Genomic DNA, 22,869 nt, shown 5'->3' on the forward strand with positions numbered 1-22,869 from the left:
GTCACTCGCAGCCTGCCCGAAACACCAGTTCATCCTCCCGCACTCCCGCCCGGCTCAGTAGCTGATGCCAGTCGCGGTTTTGCAATCGCACTTCCAGTATGGTTTCACCGGTTTCCCGGCTGGACTCGCTCAATACCGAACCCGCTTCATGAAGCAGCGCACGGAACTTGCCATCGGCCGGTCCCAGCACAACAAAATGATGCACAACGTCTTGCGCCAGGCGCTCTACAACGGCATCAAAAAGCCCCTGTAAACCGTCCCCGGTAACGGCCGATACCCAGGCCCTCACCGGCACGCCTTCTTGATTGCGATCCACTCGCGGAACAAACTCGTCTAGCAGATCCGTTTTGTTAAACACTTGCAGGACCGGCACGTCGTCAGCTCCGATTTCCGCCAGAACATCTTCTACCTGAGCTATATTGTCATCGCGACGTTCGTCGTGACAATCAATCACATGCAACAGCAGCGCGGCTTCGTTCGTTTCTTCCAATGTGGCGCGAAACGATTCCACCAGTTTGTGTGGCAAGTGACGGATGAAGCCCACAGTATCCGCCAGAATGACCGCACCGATATCCGGTAGTTCCAGGCGCCGCATAGTTGGGTCGAGCGTCGCAAATAACTGGTCAGCAGTATATACGTCGGAACTGGTGATTCGATTGAATAGTGTAGACTTTCCAGCGTTGGTATAACCAACCAGCGACACCGTGGGCAAATCTGCCCTCACCCGCGCCCGACGCCCTTGATCGCGCTGTCTGCGTACTTTTTCAAGGCGCTTGTTAATCGACTTGATACGCTCGCGCAGCAACCGGCGATCGGTTTCAAGCTGGGTCTCGCCGGGGCCACGCAGGCCAATACCGCCTTTTTGACGTTCCAGGTGAGTCCAACCCCGCACCAGACGCGTTGACATGTGCTGAAGCTGTGCAAGCTCTACCTGCAGCTTGCCTTCGTGGGTGCGGGCGCGCTGGGCAAAAATGTCCAGAATAACGCCAGTGCGATCTAAAACCCTGCACTGCAGTTCGCGCTCGATATTACGCTCTTGACTTGGGCTTAGGGAATGATTGAAAAGCACCACGTCGGCTTCTGCGGCGGCTACCGCATCGCGAATTTCCTCAAGCTTGCCATCACCCACAAAAAAGCGCGGGCTCGGCTGCTTGCGCGATCCAGTGACTGTACCCACCGGTTCTACACCAGCAGAAATGACCAGCTCGCGGAATTCGCCTGGGTCTTCGTTACCATCGTGCGCGGTAAAATCAATATTGACCAGAACCGCACGCTCACCAACGTCAGGACGCTCAAACAATGGGCAGTTTCTCCGGATTACTCAATCAGAAAGTCGGATTCATATAAACAAACACCCGCGTTCCCGCTGAAACCCTGGGGTTCGTCAGGAGCGCGGGTGTACCACTGGAACTCGCATAACAGGACACAAGAATCAGTCTTCAGACTCGCCCTCGTCCTCGCCCTCGCCTGCGGGGTTCTGCGGCGGAATGCGAACATTTCTTGCCGGCACAACGGTAGATATAGCATGCTTATAGACCATCTGACTGACGGTATTTTTCAGCAAAATAACAAATTGGTCAAAAGATTCGATCTGGCCCTGCAATTTGATGCCATTGACCAAAAAAATAGAAACGGGAATGCGCTCTTTTCGCAGTGCATTCAGGTAAGGGTCTTGTAAAGAATGCCCTTTTGACATGTGTATTCTCCTGTTTGAGTAAGTCAGATCGTCAATTCAAGTATTAAATGTGGTGTTAAGACCGGCTTTTTTCAAGGCATCCGCAACGATATCTTTGTTATCACTGCTCAGCCAGAACGCATCTGGCCATTTTCGCAGCCAGGTTAGCTGTCGCTTGGCCAATTGACGGGTGGCGGCAACGCCTTTGTCCACAAAGGCTGTGTGGTCGCACTGGCCGGACAAGTGCTCCCATGCCTGGCGGTAACCGACACAGCGCATGGATGGCATAGAGGGATCAAGATCACCGCGAGCCATCAAACCTTCAACTTCACTCAAGAGACCTGCATCCAGCATAGCCAGAAAACGCTGATTAATACGATCGTGCAGTATCTGGCGCTGCTGCGGCGCGACAACCAACTGAGTTATAGTATACGGAAGGCTAGAGCCTGCGTCTGCCTGCCAACCGGTGAAATAAGTGTAATTCTCGTTATCAGCAGCGCTAGCATCCGCGACGTTCGCAGTTGCTGCTGGCGGTGCTTGCCAAAATGACGAAATCGGCTGCCCGGTCAAGCGTTGTACTTCCAACGCGCGGATCAGCCGCTGGCGGTTATTAGGGTGAATAAGGCGAGCCGCAACCGGGTCCGCCGCCGCTAACTCCCGGTGCAGCGCCTCCCAACCCTGCACTTGAGCCTGTTGCACCAGCTGCTCACGCACTTGCGGATTCGCCGACGGCAGATCAGACATGCCATGAAGCAACGCTTTGAAATACATCATGGTGCCACCCACTAACAACGGAATACGACCCACTGCCGTGATCTCAGCCATTTCGATCAGCGCATCGCGGCGGAAATCAGCCGCAGAATAGGTATCAGCGGCGTCACAGATATCAATCAGACGGTGAGGCGCCAGCGCCAGCTCGGCAGCGCTGGGCTTGGCCGTACCAATATCCATACCGCGATAAATCATCGCCGAATCCACGCTGATAATATCGCAGGGTAAGTGCTGACAGAGCTGAAGAGCCAGGTCCGTTTTACCCGAGGCGGTCGGGCCCATAATAAAAATAACAGGCGGCAGTGCTGCAGCCGCGGATTGATCGGCAAAACCGACAGCGTTCATCAACGCCCCCGCAGAAACAGTTTATCCAACTCGGCCAGCGTCATCACTGTCCAGGTTGGGCGGCCGTGGTTGCATTGACCGCTACGTTCAGTGGACTCCATATCCCGCAGCAGCGAGTTCATTTCCGGAATGGTCAACTGGCGGTTGGCCCGCACCGAGCCGTGGCACGCCATGGTGCCCAATAATTCCTGAGTCACCGCCTCAACCCTGTCACTCCGGCCATGCTCAATCAAATCAGACAGCACATCCCGCACCAGCTGCTCACCATCGGCACCGCGCAACAACGCCGGAATTTGTCGCACCGCCAGCGTCTCTGGCCCAATGCGCTCAATTACCAGGCCCAACTGTTGCAGCTCATCGCCGTGGGTCTCAACAAGTCCGGCCTCTTTTTGGCTGACTGCCAGCGATAGCGGCACCAACAAAGGCTGGCTTTTCAGATCCTGCTGAGCCAACGCCTGTTTCATGCGCTCATACGTAATGCGCTCGTGCGCCGCATGCATATCCACCATAATCAATCCGGCGCGGCTCTGTGCCAGAATATAAATACCGTGCAACTGAGCAATGGCATAGCCCAAGGGCGGCTCTTGTTCGCTGTCTTCGGGCATTTGCGGAGAGTGAGCGGCAACGCTTGCCTGGTGGCCTGCAGACACACCGCCCCCGGCATTCAGGGCCTTATAAAAACCGAGCTGGTCACTGGCCTGCCACTGATGTTGCGGATCTGCATGTGTCACTTGGCCAGGCGTTCGCTTGAGACCGCCAGGGTAGCCCAAAGCTGATTCACTTGCGGCCGATCCTGGCAAAGGAAGCCCTTCAGCCGAAGCCGCAACCCCCGTTCCAGTTGCAACCGCGTTTTCGCGACCCAGAGACTGCGCTACCGCGCCACGCAGGTGGTCGTCCGGGCGCACGTCTGCCAGCGCTTTGTGCAAAGTACGAAACAAAAAGTCGTGGATCAGACGACCATCGCGGAAGCGCACCTCACCTTTGGTGGGGTGAACATTAACGTCCACCGATCCCGGGTCTACTTCCAGATACAGCACAAAAGCAGCGTGACGATTGTTATAAAGCACATCACGGTAGGCCTGGCGGACAGCATGCGCCACCAGGCGGTCACGAATCACACGACCGTTGACGAAAAAGTACTGAAGGTCAGCCTGGCTGCGGGAAAAGGTGGGCAAGGCAACCCAGCCCCAAAGCTTCAACCCGGTGGCTTCGGCGTTAATAACCACTGCATTGTCAATAAACTGCTGACCACAAAGCGACGCAATACGCCGTTCTTTATCTAGTTCTGACAGGGCCGGTCGCAGGTTTTGCACGGCGCGCTGGTTGTGGCGCAGATTGAAACCGGTATCGAAGCAACTTAGAGCCTGGCGCCGAACGCACTCTTCTACGTGGCCAAACTCAGTTTTTTCAGTACGCAAAAATTTGCGCCTCGCCGGCGTGTTAAAAAACAGATCGCGAACTTCTACCGTGGAGCCCACCGGGTGCGCCGCCGGCGATACGTGCGCGTCCATCTCGCGGCCTTCTACTTCGACTTTGCTTGCAGCTTCCTGATTTTCGGTGCGCGAAGTCAGGCTCAGGCGAGATACGGAACTGATACTGGCCAGTGCCTCGCCGCGGAAACCCAGCGACGCGACTGCTTCAAGGTCGTCCAGACTGGTAATTTTGCTGGTGGCGTGGCGGCTCAGGGCCAAAGACAGGTCTTCAGCGGCGATGCCACAGCCGTCGTCGCGCACCCGAATCAGCTTGACGCCGCCCTGTTCAATGTCCACATCCACCCTACTGGCACCCGCATCCAGAGCATTTTCTATCAATTCTTTAACCACCGACGCCGGCCGTTCCACCACCTCACCGGCAGCAATCTGGTTCGCGAGCCGGGGGGACAGCAAATGTATATGGGGCATGGCTAGCGCGGACCTCTTTTGCAACGAATTCTTGAGCTAAACGCTCAGCTGGCAGGAATAGTAATGGTCTGGCCTACCATAACACGGTCACTCTGCATGTCGTTAAGGTGCATAAGCTCACGCACGGACAGCTGATTTTCCCGCGCCAGATCAGAAAGAGTGTCACCTCGCTGGATGCGGTAGCGGCTCACGCGGTTCTGCATCTGGCCGTTCTGCTTCTGCCACGCCAGCAGCGTACCCGGTGGCGGTGTTTTGCGGAAATAGCCGTCGATACCGGTCATAATCGCAGCAGATAAGCGCTTGCGATAAAGCTCTGTGGACAAGTTTTTTTCTTCCTGAGGGTTCGAGATGAAGCCAGCCTCCACCAATATGGACGGTATGTCCGGCGATTTGAGCACCACAAAAGAGGCCTGCTCTACGCCGGGCTTGTGAAGTTCGGTCACAGCCCCCAACTGCCCCAGTATTGCGCTACCCACGCCCAGGCTGGCGTTAATGCTAGCGGTCATAGACAGGTCCAGAAGAACCCCGGCAAGGGTGTCATCGCGGCCTTCCAGCGAGACGCCTGAGCCGCCAATCAGGTCAGAGCGGTTTTCGCTTTGCGCCAACCAGCGTGCAGTCTCACTGGTCGCTCCCCGTTGCGACAGAGCAAATACCGATGCCCCTTTTGGCTGTGGCGTGCGGAACGCATCCGCATGCACTGACACAAAAAGGTCGGCGTTGTATTTACGAGCCAGAAGCGTGCGATTACGCAGGCCAATGTAGTAGTCGCCGGTACGGGTCAGCTTGGCGCTGTAACCCGGGCGGCTGTTGATAAGGTCGTGCAGGGTTTTAGCCATGCTCAGCACCACGTCTTTTTCACGCGTACCGCGGGGCCCGATAGCGCCCGGATCTTCACCGCCGTGGCCAGCGTCAATCACTATCACAATGTCGCGCTTACCCGCGGGGTCGTGGGTAATGGTCGGCTTTGCCGCCTTAGCCCTATCAACTCGGGTGCCGCCCTCATCTATCAGGTCTACCACCAAGCGGTGGCCATATTGCTGGTTCGGTTTTAATAAAAAACTGCGAGGCTTCACGCTTTTTTGCAGATCCAGCACAACCCTCAGATCATTACCATTGCGCACCGCACTGCGAATACGGCGGATAGGGCTGCCAGACAAGTCCAGCTTGTCCAGGCTCGTCTGCAACCGGGTGTCTTTCAAATCAATAACCAGGCGGTCTGGGCCCTCCAGCGCGAAAATAGTGTGATCTACTTCGCTGGCCGTATCGATGACCAAGCGAGTGTGATCCGGCGCCGGCCAGATTCGCAGGCCTTCCACACGGGTACCTGCCTGAGCCACCTGCGTGAGAAGTAGCAGGTTGAGGGCCAGAAAAGCCAGCACGGTTCTGCTGCAGATCCTGTTATAGAAATAAGCCATTGAACGTCCCTTTGTCACGAATCGGTGTGGTGCGCATCTTCCGGGCCAGTTATTTCCAGCTCATTCAACATATCCGCGCCCATCTGAGAGCCAGCGCGCAAGACGGCCGAACGACCATTGCCCTGGGATTCCAGATGCACTGTCAAGTCCGCAGTGGGCAGTAGCTCTTCACCCCTCTCCGGCCACTCCACCAAGCATAAATTATGATCATTGAAATAATCACGAATGCCCATAAACTCCAGTTCTTCCGGATCTTTCAGGCGATACAGGTCAAAGTGATACACCGGCGGTTGCAAATTCTCATAAGGCTCCACGATGGTGTAAGTCGGGCTTTTTACCGCACCCTCGTGCCCTAACCCGCGCAGCAGGCCTCGGCTGAGTGTGGTTTTGCCCATACCCAGATCACCATCCAGATAAATCGCCAGCGCGTTTTCTGCGCGCTGGACCAAGCGCGCCAACTCCCGGCCCAAGCGTTCGGTTTCACTGTCATCAGCCAGGAACAGCCGGCGCTCATTGCCAAAATTTGTCATAGATCCTCCGGTATGCCGCGAACTCGTTTACACAACGCTGCGCTCAATGACTGCTCCATTCAATGCCCTGAGCAGGCTAACACCCGGGGCAAGGCATCAATAACATCGGTTGGCTGCAAACCCATATAGCCGAACTGCTGGGTTGCCATATTGGCTGCTGCCAGGTGCAGAGCTGCAGCCGTCACGACGGCCTGGGCCGGATCCGTCAGCTGAGCCAATAAACCACCCGCAATACCCGCCAGTACATCCCCCATTCCCCCGGTAGCCAAACCGGGATTACTGCCGCTGACCACAAACATTTGACCGTGCATGGTTACAATTACTGTGCCGGCACCCTTAAGTAGAATGGCGCCTCCGTAGCGCGACTGTAACTTGCGCGCGGCGCTTAACCGGTCAGCCTCCACCTCTGCAACGGTGCAACCCAAAAGGCGCGCAGCCTCACCAGGGTGAGGGGTCAAAACACGATTGTCCGCGGCTACCGACGTTTTGCTCGCCATCAGATTCAAGGCGTCGGCATCCAGCACCTGCGGTTTGTGACACTCCAACACCTGCTGCAACATCTGTTGACCCCAGACCGACTGGCCAAGGCCTGGTCCACAAACCACCACGGTTGCCGACGCTAACAGAGGCGCCAACTCAGAGCCATGCACAACGCCGTGGCTCATTACCGACGGGCACCGGCTCAGTGCCGCAGCCACGTGCTCTTGCCGGGTTGCCAAGGAAACCAGCCCTGCACCGCTGCGCGCAGCGGCCTCAGCCACCAGCAGCCCCGCACCACCAAAACCGCGATCGCCCGCAACCACTAACACATGGCCAAAATTGCCTTTGTGAGCGTTGGCAGCGCGCTTCGAAATACCCAAAGTAACGGAGGACCAGTCAGCCCGTGTGGCTAACACCGGCTCGGTACAGCCCCCAAGCTGCTGGGCAAATCCCAAATCCTCGAAAACCACCTCACCACAAACAGCAGGACCGTGGCCGGTGAACAAACCAACTTTCAAACCTATAAACGTTATCGTAGCATCCGCTGCAACGACATCACCCGCGGCTGCACCGGTGGTGGCATTGAGTCCTGAAGGTACGTCCAGAGCCAAAACGCCCGCAGCTGATTGATTGCAAAGCACAACAATTCGCGCGAATTCACCCCGTGGCGCACCATTCAGGCCGGTGCCCAACATGGCGTCTACCGTAACATCGGCCTGTTCCAAAAGGCTCGTCAAATCCCTGTCAGTCGACTGCACTGCGTCCACCATACTGATCTTCTGAGCGCTCGCCCGCTGCCAGGCTTTACCGGCATCACCCTGCAGTTTAGCGGGATCTGTCAGCACCAGGCAGGTTACGCCCAAGCCATGGCGCAGAGCGCATGTCGCCAACAGATAGCCATCGCCACCATTATTACCCGCGCCGCAGAGCACCAACACCCGGCGGCACTGGGGCCAGCGTCGCAAAAGCTGGCAAAAAGCACTGCGGGCAGCGGCCTGCATCAGCTCAAAGCCATCAACTCCTTGTTCGTCAATCAAGTACCGGTCCAAATTGCGCACCGAACTAGCGCTGTACAAAGCCTGCGGCAGGCCAGCTCCGTGACCTGCGATCGCTGACAGATCAGGCTTTGACAGACAGGACTCTGATAGACTGTTCCTTGCTGACCACGACATCGGACACCCCAAGCCAAAGAAACCGGTTTAAGACAAATTGCCAGCTATTTGTAAAGCATAGCAAAACCACAAAAAAGGTCACAACTTAATCAAATTAAATCTGCACGCCAACGCCAGCAAAACCCAGATTCGCCCCACACACACGGCCGGCCAATGACAGCATCACTTGCAACATCAACAACCTGCGCAAAAAACAGTGACCAGACGGCGAATCTGCAGGCATTGGTGCAACAGATTCGCGACTGGGCCCAAGAGCTGGGTTTTGCCGACCTCGGTATTACCAGCGCCGATACGGGCGAACACGCCCAACGCTTGCAACACTGGCTGGAGCAGGGCTACCACGGCACCATGGATTACATGGCAAACCACGGCGACAAGCGCTATACCCCGGCATCGCTGGTTCCGGGCACTGCGCGCGTCATTTCCGTGCGCATGGATTACCTGACGCTGCCCGACAACCCAGAACAGGCGCTTCGCAATCGCGAAAACGCGTACATCAGCCGTTATACCTTGGGACGCGATTACCACAAGCTTATGCGTAAGCGCTTGGCGCAGCTGGCCAAACGTATCGACAGCGCCCTTGAAGGCCACCAGCATCGCGCCTTTGTGGACAGCGCTCCTGTGCTTGAACGCGCTCTGGCCCAGCGTGCCGGGCTTGGCTGGATTGGCAAAAACAACATGGTGATACACCCCAAAGCGGGCTCGTTTTTTTTCCTTGGGGAGATTTATACCAGCGCGCCTTTACCCATAGACGCGCCCTTTACAACAGATCACTGCGGCAGCTGCTCGGCCTGCCTGCAGCTGTGCCCTACCAATGCATTTGTGGACGCACACATGCTGGATGCGCGGCGCTGCATAAGCTATCTGACCATTGAATTGAAAGAGAGTATTCCGGAAGAGCTGCGTCCACTAATGGGCAACCGGGTGTTTGGCTGCGACGACTGCCAGTTGGTGTGTCCGTGGAACAAGTTCAGCAAACATTCAGAAGAAGACGATTTCAAACCCCGCCACGGTCTGGATAACACGTCTCTGGCAGCGCTGATGATGTGGAGCGAAGAACAGTTTTTGCAGCGTACAGAAGGCTCGGCTATTCGCCGCACCGGTTATCACGGCTGGTTGCGCAATCTGGCGGTCGGGCTGGGCAACGCCCCTACCACCATTCCGGTGTTAGAAGCGCTGCGGGCGCGCCAGGATTACCCGTCTGAGATGGTACGCGAGCATGTGGAGTGGGCGCTGGCCCAACACGGACTGGCACTTTGAAAAGCAACAGTTGCACCCCGGGCGTTCGTATCGCTTGTGCGCATCAGAATTTAAACGATCTTACAGTTTAAAAAAATGCTCGCGATAATGGCGCAGCTCGTTAATAGAATCGCGAATATCATCCAGCGCTAGATGATTGCCCTGTTTCTTGACTCCGTCCAGCACATCCGGACGCCAACGCCGCGCCAGCTCTTTGATGGTAGACACATCCAGATTGCGGTAATGGAAGAACTCTTCTAGCTGCGGCATGTACTTGACCAAAAAGCGCCGGTCTTGGCCGATACTGTTGCCGCACAAAGGAGAATCACCCGGTTCCAGGTGTTCGCGCAAAAACGCCAGGGTCTGCTGCTCGGCTTCGGCTTCGCTGATACGACTGTCTTTTACCCGTTGGGTCAGACCACTTTCACCGTGGGTACGGGTACACCATTCGTCCATCGCGCCCATCAGAGTGTCAGACTGATGCACCGCAAGCACCGGGCCTTCGGCAATCAGATTGAGTTCGGAATCGGTAACCAGGGTAGCCATTTCAATAATGCACTCCTGCTCCGGATCCAGACCTGTCATTTCCAAGTCAATCCAAACCAGGCGATTGCCCTTTTCCATCGATATTTCTCCTACATGGTGCTAACGGTAAAATCCGGAATTTATCAGCGAAACAGTCGATAGTGCAGTCGCCAAACCGGTTGTATGACAAATAGTATGCCAATATGATGACACAGCAGCTTTAAAACAACCCTGAAACTTTACCCGGTTAATGAAAACTCTATGGCAAAACGGCGACTTAACAAACAGCAACAATGGCGCATCGAAAAAATTCAGGGCGAACGGACAGCGCGCGCCGCACGTAAGGAAGAACAGGTAAAAGAGCAAGTCGATGCGGGTGAGTTAGGGCCGGAAGTTCAAGGTTTGATTATTGCGCACTACGGCCAGCAACTGGACGTAGAAGCCCTTGAAGGCGAGCACCAAGGAACCGTTGTACGCTGCTTTGTGCGCGCCAATATCGACAGCTTGGTCACCGGCGACAAAGTCATCTGGCGCTCCGGTAAAAATCTGACCGGCGTAATCGTCGCTCGCTGCGAACGCATCAACCTACTGCAGCGGCCGGACAACTTCGGCGCGCTGAAACCGGTGGCGGCGAATATTGACTACATTATCCTGGTGATTGCCCCCGAGCCAGAGCCCCACGACAACCTGATTGACCGCTATCTGGTGGCGTCAGAAACCACTGACATTCCGGCCATACTGCTGCTGAATAAAACCGACCTGATCAACGACGACAACCGCAGCGCCATAGACGCACTACTGGCACGCTACGAAGCATTGGGCTATCAGGTGGTGCGCACGTCCGCTGCCTTGGCTGGCAACCAGCCACCGCCAGAGCTGGAAGCCCTGGTGAAAGATCGTACGACGGTGTTTGTGGGCCAGTCTGGGGTGGGTAAATCGTCCATCATTCAAACCCTGTTGCCCGATGAAGAACTGCGGGTGGGCGCAGTATCGCAGAGCACCGGCAAAGGCATTCACACCACCACCACCGCCAAGCTGTTTCACCTGCCCATCGGAGGCGACCTGATTGACTCGCCGGGCATTCGCGAGTTTGGCCTTTGGCATATGACACCGCAAGAGATCGAGTATGGCTTTCGCGAAATTCGAGACCTGATGGGCTACTGCAAGTTCCGCAACTGCCGCCACGCCGGCGACCCCGGTTGCGCCATTGATGCCGCTGCGGAAGACGGTCGCCTAAGCCCGGAACGCAAAAGGAGTTTCCACCGCATTTTACAAGCGATGGCAGAGCAGCAGGCTCGCGGCCTAAAACTGGCTCAACCCGGAATACGGTAGCGCCGGAAATCTTGTGCGTTGGGGTATACACTTTTTGATAAAATGGGCCGTTTATTAAACGTCGCGCCATCGTAGCCAAAGGATTTTTCTGATGATGGAAAAGCTGTTTGTTCTGAGCCAGCATATTACGCCCCAGCACTCACTCTCCCGTCTGGCTGGGCGCCTGGCTGACAGCACCGGTACGCCAGCCTTACGCCGCCGCTTGATACGCTGGTTTATTAACCGCTATGGCGTCAACATGAGCGAGGCTGAAAACAGTGACCCCGAAGCCTACGATAGCTTCAATGATTTTTTTACCCGAGCACTCAAGCCTGGTTTGCGACCCATTGAGGGTAACGAAAGCACGCTGGTTAGCCCGGTAGACGGTTGTGTCAGCCAGTTGGGCAATATAAGCGGGGGCCGCATCTTTCAGGCCAAGGGCCAATCGTTCAGCTTGCTGGAACTGTTAGGCGGTGATCAGCAGCGGGCCGATATCTTCGCCGAAGGTGAATTCGCCACCATTTACCTGGCCCCCGGCGACTATCATCGGATTCACATGCCGATGGCCGGGCAGCTGCAGGAAATGGTGCACGTGCCCGGCCGATTGTTCTCTGTAAATCCGGCTACCGCGGCCAGCGTGCCCAACCTGTTTGCCCGCAATGAACGCGTCGTCTGCATGTTTGATACCGCGGCTGGCCCAATGGCGCTGGTCTTGGTAGGCGCAATGATTGTTGGCAGTGTGGAAACACCCTGGGCCGGCGTCGTGAAACCGGGAGCGGCGCCGGGCGACGGCGGTGTTAGCCAGCAAAGCTACAGCGACGAGCAGGCCCTGAAGTTTGCACGGGGTGAGGAAATGGGTCGTTTCCGCTTGGGCTCTACGGTCGTGATGGTAATGTCAAAAGGCAGAGCTCAGTGGAGTAACGCCCAAAAACCCGGAAAAAAGTGAAGTTAGGCGAAGTTTTCGGCCAGGTCGAAGCGTGAAGTTTGAAGCTTGAATTGGAAACGATCGCGCTCAGGCCTTCGCGAATGGAAAGGCCAGCACCTCATCAATAGAGCTGGCACCCAGTTTCAGCATCAACAACCGGTCCAGCCCCAAGGCAACGCCGGCGCAATCGGGCAAACCGCTGTCCATTGCGGCCAGAAAAGCGTCGTCTTGCTCTATGGCTGCCTGGCCGCGGGCCTGACGGAGCCGGTTGTCCGCTACAAAACGCCGGCGCTGCTCATCCGCATCCGCCAGCTCCCAGTAGCCGTTACACAATTCCAGCCCATTAATATACAACTCAAAGCGATGAGCGACCGCGAAACCGCCAACCTGGCTGGTGCGCGCCAGCGAGGCCTGTGAAGCAGGGTACTGATGGATAAACACCGGGCAATCTAACCCTAACCGGGGCTCGACCGCAAAACTCATCAGCAAGTCCAGACAGTCATCGCGACTCATACCCACAAGCTGCTGCGGCTCCATCCATTGCCCGCAGCGGGCGTGCAGCTGCGCATCGGTGCAGGTAAATGGATCAATATGCGCCCAGCGGCGTAGCGCTTCGCGATAACTCAGAGTGTGCGGTCGCAAGCAGTCAAGCCAGGAACAGACCAGGTCCGCTACATCGTTCATCAGGGTTTGGTCATCAAAGCCGCAGCGGTACCATTCCAGCATGGAAAATTCGGGGTTGTGCCGACGCCCGCTTTCACCGTCGCGAAATACTTTTGTAACCTGGTAGATATCGCCACAGCCCGCTGCCAACAAGCGCTTCATGTGATATTCCGGAGAAGTCTGCAACCATCCGCCTTGACGGCCCGCTGCGCTCACCCGGGCAGAAATACCGCTCAGATTGGGGTCGGTGACACCGCAGCGGCCCAGCACCGGGGTTTCAACCTCCAGCACTTGGCGCTGCGCAAAAAAACTGCGCACAAACGACAGTTGTTGTGCGCGGCTTTTCAGGGCTCGGCTGGCAGCGCTAGGCCGCCAGTTATCAGCATTGCCCATCAACGCCCTAGCTTTTAACCCGATTCATATATTCACCGGTGCGAGTGTCTACTTTTAACACTTCACCAATGGTAATAAAAAGCGGTACGCTCACCACGGCGCCAGTGGACAAAGTCGCCGGTTTGGAACCGCCCTGGGCGGTATCGCCTTTCATGCCCGGATCGGTTTCAACCACTTCCAGCTCGACAAAATTCGGCGGCGTAATCGTCAGTGGAGCACCGTTAAACAACGTAACCGTATAAACATTCTGTTCTTTTAGCCATTTAAGAGTATCGCCCACAGCTTTTCCATCGGCCGCGTACTGCTCAAACGAACCATCGGTGAGCATGAAGTGCCAGAATTGGCCGTCGGTGTACAGGTATTCCATGTCCTGATCCATCACGTCTGCACCTTCCAGACTTTCGTTAGACTTGAAGGTACGGTCCCACACCCGGTTGGTCATCAGGTTGCGCAGGCGCACCCGACTGAAGCCCTGGCCTTTACCGGGTTTTACAAATTCGTTTTCCAGGATGATGCAGGGGTCGCCTTCAAACAAAACCTTAAGACCGCCGCGAAATTCGTTGGTAGAATATGAAGCCATGAAATGTCCACCTGCCAATAGGCTGTTCAGAATTTTAAGGCCGCTATGATACAGCTAACCCCCGTGCTTATAGAAGCCCGCGCTCACCCGGAGTGTGGGGAAAGTTCAGAGTCCGCCAGCTGGCAACAGATTTTAGCCAGCTCCATCAACCGTCCGGCAGAGCTGCTGGAACGTCTGGGGCTCTGCCCTGAACAATGGCTGGCCGGGGCAGATGCCGGGCACTTGCTGTTTTCGATACGGGTGCCCGAGCCTTTTTTGGCGCGTATGGAATATGGCAACCCCAACGACCCCTTGCTGCGTCAGGTACTGCCATTGGTCGACGAAACCCGCACCCTGGCCGGATTTGTCGCCGACCCACTGGCCGAAGCCGACGCTATGGCAACAACAGGGCTGATCCGAAAATACAAAAGCCGTGCCTTACTCATGGTGACCGGGCAGTGCGCCATTAATTGCCGCTACTGTTTTCGTCGCCACTTCCCTTACGACGAACAACGGCTCAAACCGCAGGACCGCCAAACCGTGCTGGACACATTGGCGAACAGTCCGGAAATTAACGAAGTGATTTTCAGCGGTGGCGACCCCTTGGCCGCCAACGATAAATTACTGGCGCAATGGGCCCAGGCCCTTGAGCAGATCCCTCACCTACGCCGGCTGAGGATTCACACCCGGCTTCCGGTCGTGATTCCTCAGCGGGTTTGCGATGCGCTTTTACAATGGATTCGCGCTACCCGTTTACGGGTGGTTGTGGTGCTGCACATCAACCATCCTGCGGAAATCGACCATGCTACTGTTCAAGCCCTGCAAAAGTTAACTGACGTCGGTGTGACCCTACTGAACCAAAGTGTTATGCTACGTGGTGTAAATGATAGCGTCGATGTACTGGAACAGCTCAGCGAGCGAATGTTCGATGCCGGTGTATTGCCCTACTACCTGCACGCGTTTGACCCTGTAGCAGGGGCTCACCATTTTTCCGTCCCGGACAGCGAGGCAAAAGCTCTTACACGTGGACTGCTTGAACGCCTGCCAGGCTTTTTGGTGCCGCGTCTAGTGCGAGAATTACCCGGTGCTGGCAGCAAAACGCCTCTTGATTTGGAGTAAAGCGAAGCGGCTTACTTTGTAACGAATTGTCGCCTCGATGATTTTTTGCTTTGCGTATTTACTTTGCTAACTTACATTACGTAGCAAACCTATACATTTATTCCTCTGCGCACTTACTCTTACTATGGAAGGCACCTTTCTGAAACCAGATATCCGGGTACCAGAGCAAAAAACCGCGAGCCTTTCGTTCTGCGACACCACACCCAAAGCTTTCAAGCAATGGGCGGGGTTATTGCCTATGGCCAACATTGGCGAAATGTCGCGTCAGCTCTATCACGCCATTATTGAGCTAAATCAGCTTTTTTTGCCGCCACAGCAGCGCTTACAACTGTTAGACATTATTCGTGAAAAAATCCACTTTGTGTGCACAGAGCTGTCCCACCACTTCATCGGTACCGCGATATCAATGCCGGAAAAGCAACGCAAGATCGCCAATCTGGCACAGGCCCTGCAATTGCACCTGTCCGGAGGTTACAAACTCTGTGTAATAGAACTGCTGAATGCAGGCACCTCGGATAAAAATCGCAAAGCTCTGGTCGTCGCCATTCACCGCAGCATTACCGAGCTGTCCGGCACCATACTGCGAGCGTATCAGCTTTACTGCCCTACCCCGCCAAACAGCTGGCTGGATTGCCATAAGCTTTACAAGTTTGCGCTCGCGCATCAGCTAACCGCTATTAAAATTAACGATGCCACTCCTGGCCAGCGCAATTCAAGCAGCATTGACGATGCCTACAAACGAATTTTATTGTTGGGGTGCGCCCGCCCTAGCCAGTTGCGCCAAACGGAACTGAGCCAGCTTTTTACTCTGTTCGAACCTTGGACCGATCTGACAGATTTCGTGCCCGGCGCCCAAGGTGACAGTTTGTTCGTGGTAAATATGCGCGCAGACAAGTCGCCAGTATACCGCAGCCTGCTGGGCGAGGCTGAAGAAGGCGACTTTTTCAGTTTTGACAGCAGCCGCCTATCGGCCCAAATTAGCCAGGCCATTCAAACAGCTGATAGTAACGAAGCAAGCGAACTGACGCTGCCTCCACATACCAGTGATACCCTGCTGATACACCTCGCCCAGGCGCTGGGCACTCTTGCCAAACGCAATTTCAACCGCGTAACCAACCAGGGCAGCCTCGAACTGTGTGTCGGGCTGACCGCGGTGCACTATTTTATGGCGGGACGCAAAACCCTGAACGACTTCACCCGACAGCTTGAAGCGGAAGACACCGAAGACAACATGTTTATCCGCAGCTCCACTCGAAGAAACGACGCTTGGGCCGGCGCACACGATGCCGATAACAGAGGCGAGGGCATGCTGGCCGGCAATGCCCCTATCAACTTCACCAGCGCCAGCGCCCGTGCCAGCGCGGCACTCAAAAACGCGCCCTGTGCCTGTCGCACAAAGATGATAAATACCAGCCCTGGCGGCTTTTGTATTGTCTGGGACAGCCAAATACCGAGCAGTCTGCAGACAGGCGAAATTCTCGGCGTACGCGAGCAAAGTTCACAACCCTGGAGTGTTGCCGTAGTTCGCTGGATTCGTCAGATTAAAAACGAGGGCACGCAAATTGGCATTGAACTACAAGCACCCACGGCGACACCTTGCGCTGTGCGCTTAATTCAGAAACTTGGTAACAGTAGCGAGTACTTACGCGGGCTGATGCTGCCGGAGATCAGCGTCATCAACCAGCCTGCCACGCTGATTGTGCCGCGGATACCCTTTCAATCTGGAAACCGCATTACCCTGCTGATTGATGACCACGAAGAGCAAGGCCAGCTGCTGAAAAAAATGACGGCGACAGGCAGCATCAACCAATTTGAAATAAAACTTCAGAGCATGCCTGACGCTAAAACCAGCACCGATAGACCCGCTCCTGCATCCAGCGAAGATGAATTTGATTCGCTCTGGCCCTTGCTGTGAGACGCGTCAATTCTTTGTACCTGATTGCCTAATCAGAGCTTCGCGTGTCTCAACTCAGCGCCACGCCCGTGCCGGACTTGTTATTAACCGGCAACCTCTTCATTATTCACACTCCTCCAAGAACCGGGCTTTGTCAGCGGCCCGGCTCCGTCAGTGTGCAGCACGAGATTGTCGAGTCATGCAGAAGAAAGCCTCCACCGTTCATATGCTTATTCTGGATCCGTCACTGAATGACGCAGAAAACCTGATCAGCCTGTTACGCAATTCCGGTCGCGCTACCCGGGCCCATCGCATTACCTCCGAGGAAGACCTCGAAGAGGCCCTCAAAAATGGCAACTGGGACATAATGCTGGCGCGTGACACCGAACAGGAATGCCCGGTAGACGCAGCGTTAGCCATGTTGCGACGGCTTGGTAAAGACATTCCTTTCATATTGCTGACCGATGACTACAACGCGGCCCGCGCCACGGCTGTTCTTAAAGCCGGCGGACAAGACACCGTACCCTACAGCGAACAGGCACTGCTGGTGCTGGTCGTGAATCGCGAACTGACGGACCTTGACGAGCGCCGACGCCGTCGGCTTTTGGAATCTCACCTGCGCGAAGCCGAACAACGCTGCCAACGCCTGCTGGAAAGCTCAAAAGACGCCATTGCCTATGTCATTGAAGGCATGCACGTTTATGCTAATGAGTCCTATTTAGAGTTTCTGGGTTACGACGACATCGACGAACTGATGTGTATCCCGGTACTGGACACCCTCGGCAGCCAAAGCCAAGACGACTACCGCCAACTGATTAAAGGCTTTGCCGACCAAAGTAGCGAACGGATGAGCCAAAAAGTAACTGCGCGGCGCAGTGACGGCCGCGAACTGACCGCCAATATGCAGGCTTCGCTTGCCACCTTTGACGGCGAACGCTGCACACAGATTGTGCTACAGCCAGAACACAACGGCGCAGAACTGGAAAAAAAGCTGATGCAAATCAGTAATCAGGACCTGCTTACAGGCTTGTATAACCGCTCGTTCTTCATGGCCTCGCTGGCGGAAGCTATTACCCAGGCCGGCGCCAGTAACGAATCTGGCTCGCTGGCTTATATTTCATTGGATAACTTTGCGCCGCTGAAGCGGGACGTTGGTATTACAGGTGTCGATTTTCTGCTGCGCGATCTGGCCACTCTGCTGCGCGAGCAGGTAGGTGCAGACATGACCTTGGCGCGCCTGAGCGACGACTCGTTCGCACTGTTATACCTGCCCTACAGCGAAAATGACATGGTCAACTTGGCACAGGGGATCTGTACAGCCATTGAGGGTTCGCTGTTCGATGTCGACGGCCGCTCGGTACAGCTCACGGTGAGTATCGGCGTTGCTGGCGTCACCGAAAATTCGCCCAAAGCCGAAGAGTTAATGGCCCGCGCGCACCGCGCTTCAGTCGAACTGAAAAAACAGAACGAGCAGACCCACGGCAACGGCGTGCGAGTACACAATGCCGCTGAACACCGAATGCTCAACGATAACACCGCCATAGACTGTATAAACCGGGCGCTGGACAACGATCAGTTTCGCCTGCTGTTCCAGCCCGTTATCAATCTGCGCGGGGAAAGTGAAGAGCACTATGAAGTTTACGTGCGCATGCTGGACGACAAAGGCGAAGATATTTCGCCCTACAACTTCTTGCCACCCATAGGACCCACAGACACGGCTGTGAAGATCGACCGCTGGGTCTTCCTGCAAGCCATAAAAAAACTGGCTGCGCACCGGGTGAAGGGCCAGAACACCCGGCTATTTCTGAACGTGACGACCGAAACTCTGCACGACAAAACTTTCACACCGTGGCTAAGTGTGGCTCTGAAGGCTGCTCGCCTGCCGGGTGACACGCTGATATTCCAGCTCCGCGAATGCGACGCCAATAATTTCACAAAACAGGCAAAGGACTTCGCAAAAACTCTGCACCAACTGCATTGCAAGGTGTCCATCACCCAGTTTGGCTGCACTTTGAACCCGTTTCATGCGCTCAACCATATCGACACCGACTACATAAAAATAGACAGCTCGTTTACCGAGGAGCTGCAGAATGATCACGACGCCCGCGAACGTCTCAAGGAAATGGTGCAGTCACTGCAAAGCGCCGGCAAGCTGTCTATTGTGCCGTTAGTAGAAAGCGCCGGCATACTGGCAACCCTCTGGCAGGCCGGGGTAAATTACATTCAGGGCTACTACTTACAACCGCCCACGCCCGAAATGACCTACGATTTCAGCGACAACTGATCCCCAGGCGCTATTTCAGACATTGTTTCATGCGCTACTTATAGCCCTGTGTCATGGTCTCGTGGCGGTTGTACCTGCTGATTGGTGTCGCTTTCACGAAAGCCAATCAGGTACAGAATAGCGTCTAGCCCGAGGGTTGAAATTGCGTGGCGGGCAGATTCCTTCACCACGGGTTTAGCACGAAACGCCACGCCCAAGCCCGCTTCGCTGAGCATGGGCAAATCATTAGCGCCGTCACCCACGGCGATAACCTGTTCGTGGGAAATGCGTTCTTTTTTTGCAATTTCCAGCAGCAGTTCGGCCTTGCGCGCACCGTCTACAATAGTGCCAGACACCCGGCCGGTTACCTTACCGTCCACAATCTCCAATTCATTGGCATAAACATAATCAATGCCAAGCTGGCGCTGAAGGTTACGGGCGAAGTAGGTAAAACCTCCCGACAGAATCGCAGTCCGGTAACCCAACGCCTTTAAGCTTCGAATCAGGTGCTCGGCGCCTTCTGTCATCTTCAAGCGGGCGGCAACCCGCTCCAGAACCGACTCCTCTAGCCCCTTCAACAGCGCAAGACGCTCGGCAAAGCTCTGGCTAAAATCCAGCTCACCTCGCATGGTACGCTCAGTGATGGCCGCCACCTGCGGCCCTACACCAGCCTCCAACGCTAGCTCGTCAATCACCTCGGCTTCAATCAGGGTGGAATCCATATCGAATACCACAAGCCGGCGATTGCGACGAAAAATCGAATCTTCCTGAAACGCAATATCCACGTTCATCTCGCTGGCCAGATGCAGAAAATCCGCCCTCAACTGTGCAAGATTGTCTGGCGTACCACGCACGGAAAACTCCACACAGGCAGTGCGGTTCTCATCCACGTTCAGTGACGGCCGCGCCGATAACCGCGTGATGTTATCAATGTTGAGCTGGTGGCGAGCGGTAATAGCCGACACCCGCGCAATCTGCTCGGCGGTTATGTCTCGCGCCAGCAGCGTTACAATGTAGCAGGCGCGGTTGCGGCCCTGAGCCCACTGTTGATATTCCTCGGGTGTAATCGGCGCAAACCGTACTTGCAAATCCAAGGCGTGCAAGCGAAATAACAAATCGCGGATTACCGGTGATGAGTGCGACGCGTCAGGAATCTGGATCAGGATCCCCCACGTTAGGTAATCGTGAATCACCGCCTGGCCGATATCCAGAATTCGCACCTCGTACTGGCCCATGATGCCAGTAATCTCGGAGGTCAGACCGGGTTTGTCACGCCCGGAAACGTTAATCAGAACCAGTTCACTCACTGTCTGCTTACTCCTGTTGATGGGCCGCACCGGTTGCCGCCGCCACAGCTGTAACCCCGATACGGTCAACCCGCTGCAGGCCCCGTGGTAGCTTGTGGCCGCGACGGCCGCGCTCGCCAAGATAATGCTCAAGATCGTTGAACTGAAGGCTCATTTTTCGCTTACCGGCGTGGATTTCGAGCTGGTCGCTGTGGGCGAAGACCGCCACCGCTACCACAAACTCATCACGGGACTGCACCCGGGCCGAAGGAATACTGATCAACTTGTTACCTTTGCCTTTGACCAGTTCCGGCAGTTCTATGAGCGGAAACACCAACATTCGACCTTCGTTAGACACCACGGCCAGGTATAGGGTTTCGCGGCTTTCAGGCGCCAGCGCCAGCGCCGGCACCATCACCGGCGCCATAATGCGGGCGCCCTTAGGCACACTGACCAGTGTTTTACCGTTGCGGTTCTTGCTCAGCATGTCACCCAACGAGGTTGCAAAACCATAACCTCCATCGGTCACCAGCACCACCTTTCGCTGGCTGTCGCCCATCAGCAAACCGCAGAATTGAGCGCCCGGCGGCGGGTTGATATGCCCGCTCAACGGTTCACCCTGACCTCTTGCTGACGGCAGGCTGTGGGCCATCAGGGCGTATGCGCGCCCGGTCGAGTCAAGAAAAATAACCTGTTGATTATTGCGCCCGTGTACCTGCAAAGAAAACTTGTCACCGGCCTTGTAACTCAGACCCAGCGGATCGATATCGTGGCCTTTAGCCGCTCGCACCCACCCTTTTTCAGACAGCACAATGGTGACCGGATCGTTGGACACCAAGTCAATATTACTAAACGCCCGCGATTCACCCCGTTCTACGATCGGTGAACGGCGGTCATCGCCGTAAGTTTCGGCATCTTGCTGCAATTCAGTTTTAATCAACTGGCGCAGATTTTTCTCGGAACCCAGAATGGCCTGCAAGTGGTCGCGTTCGATGGCGAGTTCATCCTGTTCGCCACGAATTTTCATCTCTTCCAGCTTCGCCAGGTGGCGCAGCTTCAGCTCAAGAATCGCCTCGGCTTGATCCGCTGACAACGAGAACCGAGTCATCAATTCGGCTTTCGGCTTGTCCTCATAGCGGATAATTTCGATCACTTCGTCCAGATTCAGATAGGCAATCAGCAGCCCTTCCAGCAGGTGAAGTCGGGCCAGTACTTTATCCAGCCGGTATTGCAGGCGCCTTATCACCGTGGCGCGGCGGAATGTAAGCCACTCGGTCAGCAGCTGCACCAGGCCTTTCACACCAGGACGGCCATCGTTACCAATCACGTTGATATTCACCCGATAAGGCTTTTCCAGATCGGTACTGGCAAACAGATGTGCCATCAGGCCTTCGGCGTCTACCCGGTTTGAACGGGGCACAATCACCAGCCTGGTGGGGTTTTCGTGGTCTGACTCATCGCGCAAATCTGCCACCATGGGCAGTTTTTTGGCCTGCATCTGTTGGGCAATCTGCTCCAGCACCCGGTTACCGGATACCTGATGGGGCAAGTCAGTGATTACCAAGTCGCCGCCTTCATTCACCCAACGCGCACGCATGCGCAGCGAACCGCGACCGGTTTCGTACATTTGCAGCAGGTCTTTACGCGGGGTAATAATTTCCGCTCGAGTGGGGTAGTCCGGCCCATGAATGTATTCGCACAGCTGTTCTACCGTGGCATCGGGCGCATCCAGCAGGTGAACACAGGCCGCCGTCACTTCGCGCACGTTGTGGGGCGGTATGTCCGTCGCCATGCCCACGGCAATGCCCGTGGTACCGTTGAGCAACACATGGGGTAAGCGCGCCGGCAGTATGGAAGGCTCGTCCATGGTGCCGTCAAAGTTGGGCACCCAATCGGCCGTACCCTGGCCCAGTTCACTGAGCAGCACATCGGCGAAGCGCGCCAAACGCGATTCGGTATAGCGCATGGCAGCGAACGATTTTGGATCGTCTGGCGAACCCCAGTTGCCCTGGCCATCCACCAGCGGGTAGCGGTAAGAAAATGGCTGTGCCATCAACACCATGGCTTCGTAACAAGCACTGTCGCCGTGGGGGTGGAATTTACCCAGCACGTCGCCCACGGTGCGGGCAGACTTTTTGTATTTGGACGTCGATTTCAGGCCCAGTTCCGACATGGCGTAAATAATGCGCCGCTGAACCGGCTTCAGCCCGTCCCCGACATTGGGAAGAGCGCGATCAAGAATGACGTACATGGAGTAGTCAAGATAGGCTTTTTCCGTATAGTCCCTGAGCGCAACCCGCTCAAAGCCTTCGTCCGTTGTCTGAAACTCTGGCATGGATGCCTCTTTTTTGCCTGTACTGCCTGATGTTTAAGGAGGCCGTGATGCTACCCTGTGCGCTCGGA

General features: G+C 55.7%; 17 protein-coding genes and 1 pseudogene. 6 read left to right on the plus strand and 12 right to left on the minus strand.

The window, feature by feature from the left end; genetic code table 11:
- Position 1 precedes the first annotated feature (1 nt).
- The 7 genes from hflX to ABA45_RS13040 form a co-directional block, all read right to left on the minus strand.
- On the minus strand, positions 2-1,300 hold the full coding sequence (hflX, locus tag ABA45_RS13010; protein ID WP_048386742.1) for a ribosome rescue GTPase HflX: 1,299 nt from the start codon (positions 1,298-1,300) through the stop codon (positions 2-4).
- Between the two features lie 132 nt (positions 1,301-1,432).
- On the minus strand, positions 1,433-1,696 hold the full coding sequence (gene hfq, locus ABA45_RS13015; protein WP_048386744.1) for an RNA chaperone Hfq: 264 nt from the start codon (positions 1,694-1,696) through the stop codon (positions 1,433-1,435).
- Between the two features lie 36 nt (positions 1,697-1,732).
- Entirely contained in the window at positions 1,733-2,791 is a 1,059-nt protein-coding gene (miaA, locus tag ABA45_RS13020) for a tRNA (adenosine(37)-N6)-dimethylallyltransferase MiaA (protein WP_048386746.1), read from the minus strand.
- Complete coding sequence (gene mutL, locus ABA45_RS13025) at positions 2,791-4,692, minus strand: DNA mismatch repair endonuclease MutL (RefSeq protein ID WP_048386748.1); 1,902 nt, start codon at positions 4,690-4,692, stop codon at positions 2,791-2,793. The genes miaA and mutL overlap by 1 nt, the downstream gene beginning before the upstream one ends.
- 44 nt (positions 4,693-4,736) lie before the next feature.
- Positions 4,737-6,107 carry an N-acetylmuramoyl-L-alanine amidase gene (locus ABA45_RS13030; RefSeq protein WP_048386749.1) on the minus strand — a complete coding sequence of 457 codons (1,371 nt, stop codon included), beginning with the start codon at positions 6,105-6,107 and terminating at the stop codon, positions 4,737-4,739.
- Positions 6,108-6,121: 14 nt separating this feature from the next.
- On the minus strand, positions 6,122-6,637 hold the full coding sequence (gene tsaE, locus ABA45_RS13035) for a tRNA (adenosine(37)-N6)-threonylcarbamoyltransferase complex ATPase subunit type 1 TsaE (protein ID WP_048386751.1): 516 nt from the start codon (positions 6,635-6,637) through the stop codon (positions 6,122-6,124).
- Between the two features lie 59 nt (positions 6,638-6,696).
- Positions 6,697-8,193: a bifunctional ADP-dependent NAD(P)H-hydrate dehydratase/NAD(P)H-hydrate epimerase gene (locus ABA45_RS13040; RefSeq protein WP_048386753.1), complete on the minus strand. Its 1,497-nt coding sequence runs from the start codon at positions 8,191-8,193 to the stop codon at positions 6,697-6,699.
- Positions 8,194-8,442: 249 nt separating this feature from the next.
- On the opposite strand from ABA45_RS13040, the gene queG reads away from it, so the two are divergent.
- On the plus strand, positions 8,443-9,549 hold the full coding sequence (queG, locus tag ABA45_RS13045) for a tRNA epoxyqueuosine(34) reductase QueG (RefSeq protein ID WP_048386755.1): 1,107 nt from the start codon (positions 8,443-8,445) through the stop codon (positions 9,547-9,549).
- 60 nt (positions 9,550-9,609) lie between these two features.
- Here queG and orn read toward each other — a convergent pair whose 3' ends face one another.
- Positions 9,610-10,152: an oligoribonuclease gene (gene orn / locus ABA45_RS13050; RefSeq protein WP_048386757.1), complete on the minus strand. Its 543-nt coding sequence runs from the start codon at positions 10,150-10,152 to the stop codon at positions 9,610-9,612.
- Positions 10,153-10,314: 162 nt separating this feature from the next.
- Here orn and rsgA point away from each other — a divergent pair, with 162 nt between their 5' ends.
- The gene (gene rsgA, locus ABA45_RS13055; RefSeq protein ID WP_048386759.1) at positions 10,315-11,385 is read left to right on the plus strand and encodes a small ribosomal subunit biogenesis GTPase RsgA; all 1,071 of its coding nucleotides are present in this window, start codon (positions 10,315-10,317) and stop codon (positions 11,383-11,385) included.
- Between the two features lie 91 nt (positions 11,386-11,476).
- Positions 11,477-12,345, plus strand: a pseudogene (gene asd, locus ABA45_RS13060) (archaetidylserine decarboxylase).
- Between the two features lie 31 nt (positions 12,346-12,376).
- Here asd and epmA read toward each other — a convergent pair.
- On the minus strand, positions 12,377-13,345 hold the full coding sequence (epmA, locus tag ABA45_RS13065; protein WP_048386761.1) for an EF-P lysine aminoacylase EpmA: 969 nt from the start codon (positions 13,343-13,345) through the stop codon (positions 12,377-12,379).
- 7 nt (positions 13,346-13,352) lie between these two features.
- A complete protein-coding gene (gene efp / locus ABA45_RS13070; RefSeq protein ID WP_014872049.1) occupies positions 13,353-13,925 on the minus strand; it encodes an elongation factor P in 573 nt (190 codons plus the stop codon).
- Between the two features lie 45 nt (positions 13,926-13,970).
- On the opposite strand from efp, the gene epmB reads away from it, so the two are divergent.
- The 3 genes from epmB (at position 13,971) to ABA45_RS13085 (ending at position 19,201) form a co-directional block, all read left to right on the plus strand.
- Entirely contained in the window at positions 13,971-15,023 is a 1,053-nt protein-coding gene (gene epmB, locus ABA45_RS13075; protein ID WP_048386763.1) for an EF-P beta-lysylation protein EpmB, read from the plus strand.
- Positions 15,024-15,147: 124 nt separating this feature from the next.
- Positions 15,148-16,938, plus strand: a complete 1,791-nt coding sequence (locus ABA45_RS13080) for a hypothetical protein (protein ID WP_048386764.1) — start codon at positions 15,148-15,150, stop codon at positions 16,936-16,938.
- Positions 16,939-17,116: 178 nt separating this feature from the next.
- On the plus strand, positions 17,117-19,201 hold the full coding sequence (locus tag ABA45_RS13085; protein WP_048386767.1) for an EAL domain-containing response regulator: 2,085 nt from the start codon (positions 17,117-17,119) through the stop codon (positions 19,199-19,201).
- A gap of 38 nt (positions 19,202-19,239) precedes the next feature.
- On the opposite strand, the gene serB is transcribed toward ABA45_RS13085, so the two are convergent.
- Together serB and parC are read right to left on the minus strand one after the other, a co-directional pair.
- Complete coding sequence (gene serB / locus ABA45_RS13090; RefSeq protein WP_048386769.1) at positions 19,240-20,487, minus strand: phosphoserine phosphatase SerB; 1,248 nt, start codon at positions 20,485-20,487, stop codon at positions 19,240-19,242.
- Between the two features lie 7 nt (positions 20,488-20,494).
- Positions 20,495-22,801, minus strand: coding sequence for a DNA topoisomerase IV subunit A (parC, locus tag ABA45_RS13095; RefSeq protein WP_048386771.1), 2,307 nt, complete (start codon positions 22,799-22,801; stop codon positions 20,495-20,497).
- Positions 22,802-22,869: the final 68 nt, after the last annotated feature.

The sequence above is a fragment of the Marinobacter psychrophilus genome, from assembly GCF_001043175.1.
GTDB classification, from domain to species: domain Bacteria; phylum Pseudomonadota; class Gammaproteobacteria; order Pseudomonadales; family Oleiphilaceae; genus Marinobacter; species Marinobacter psychrophilus.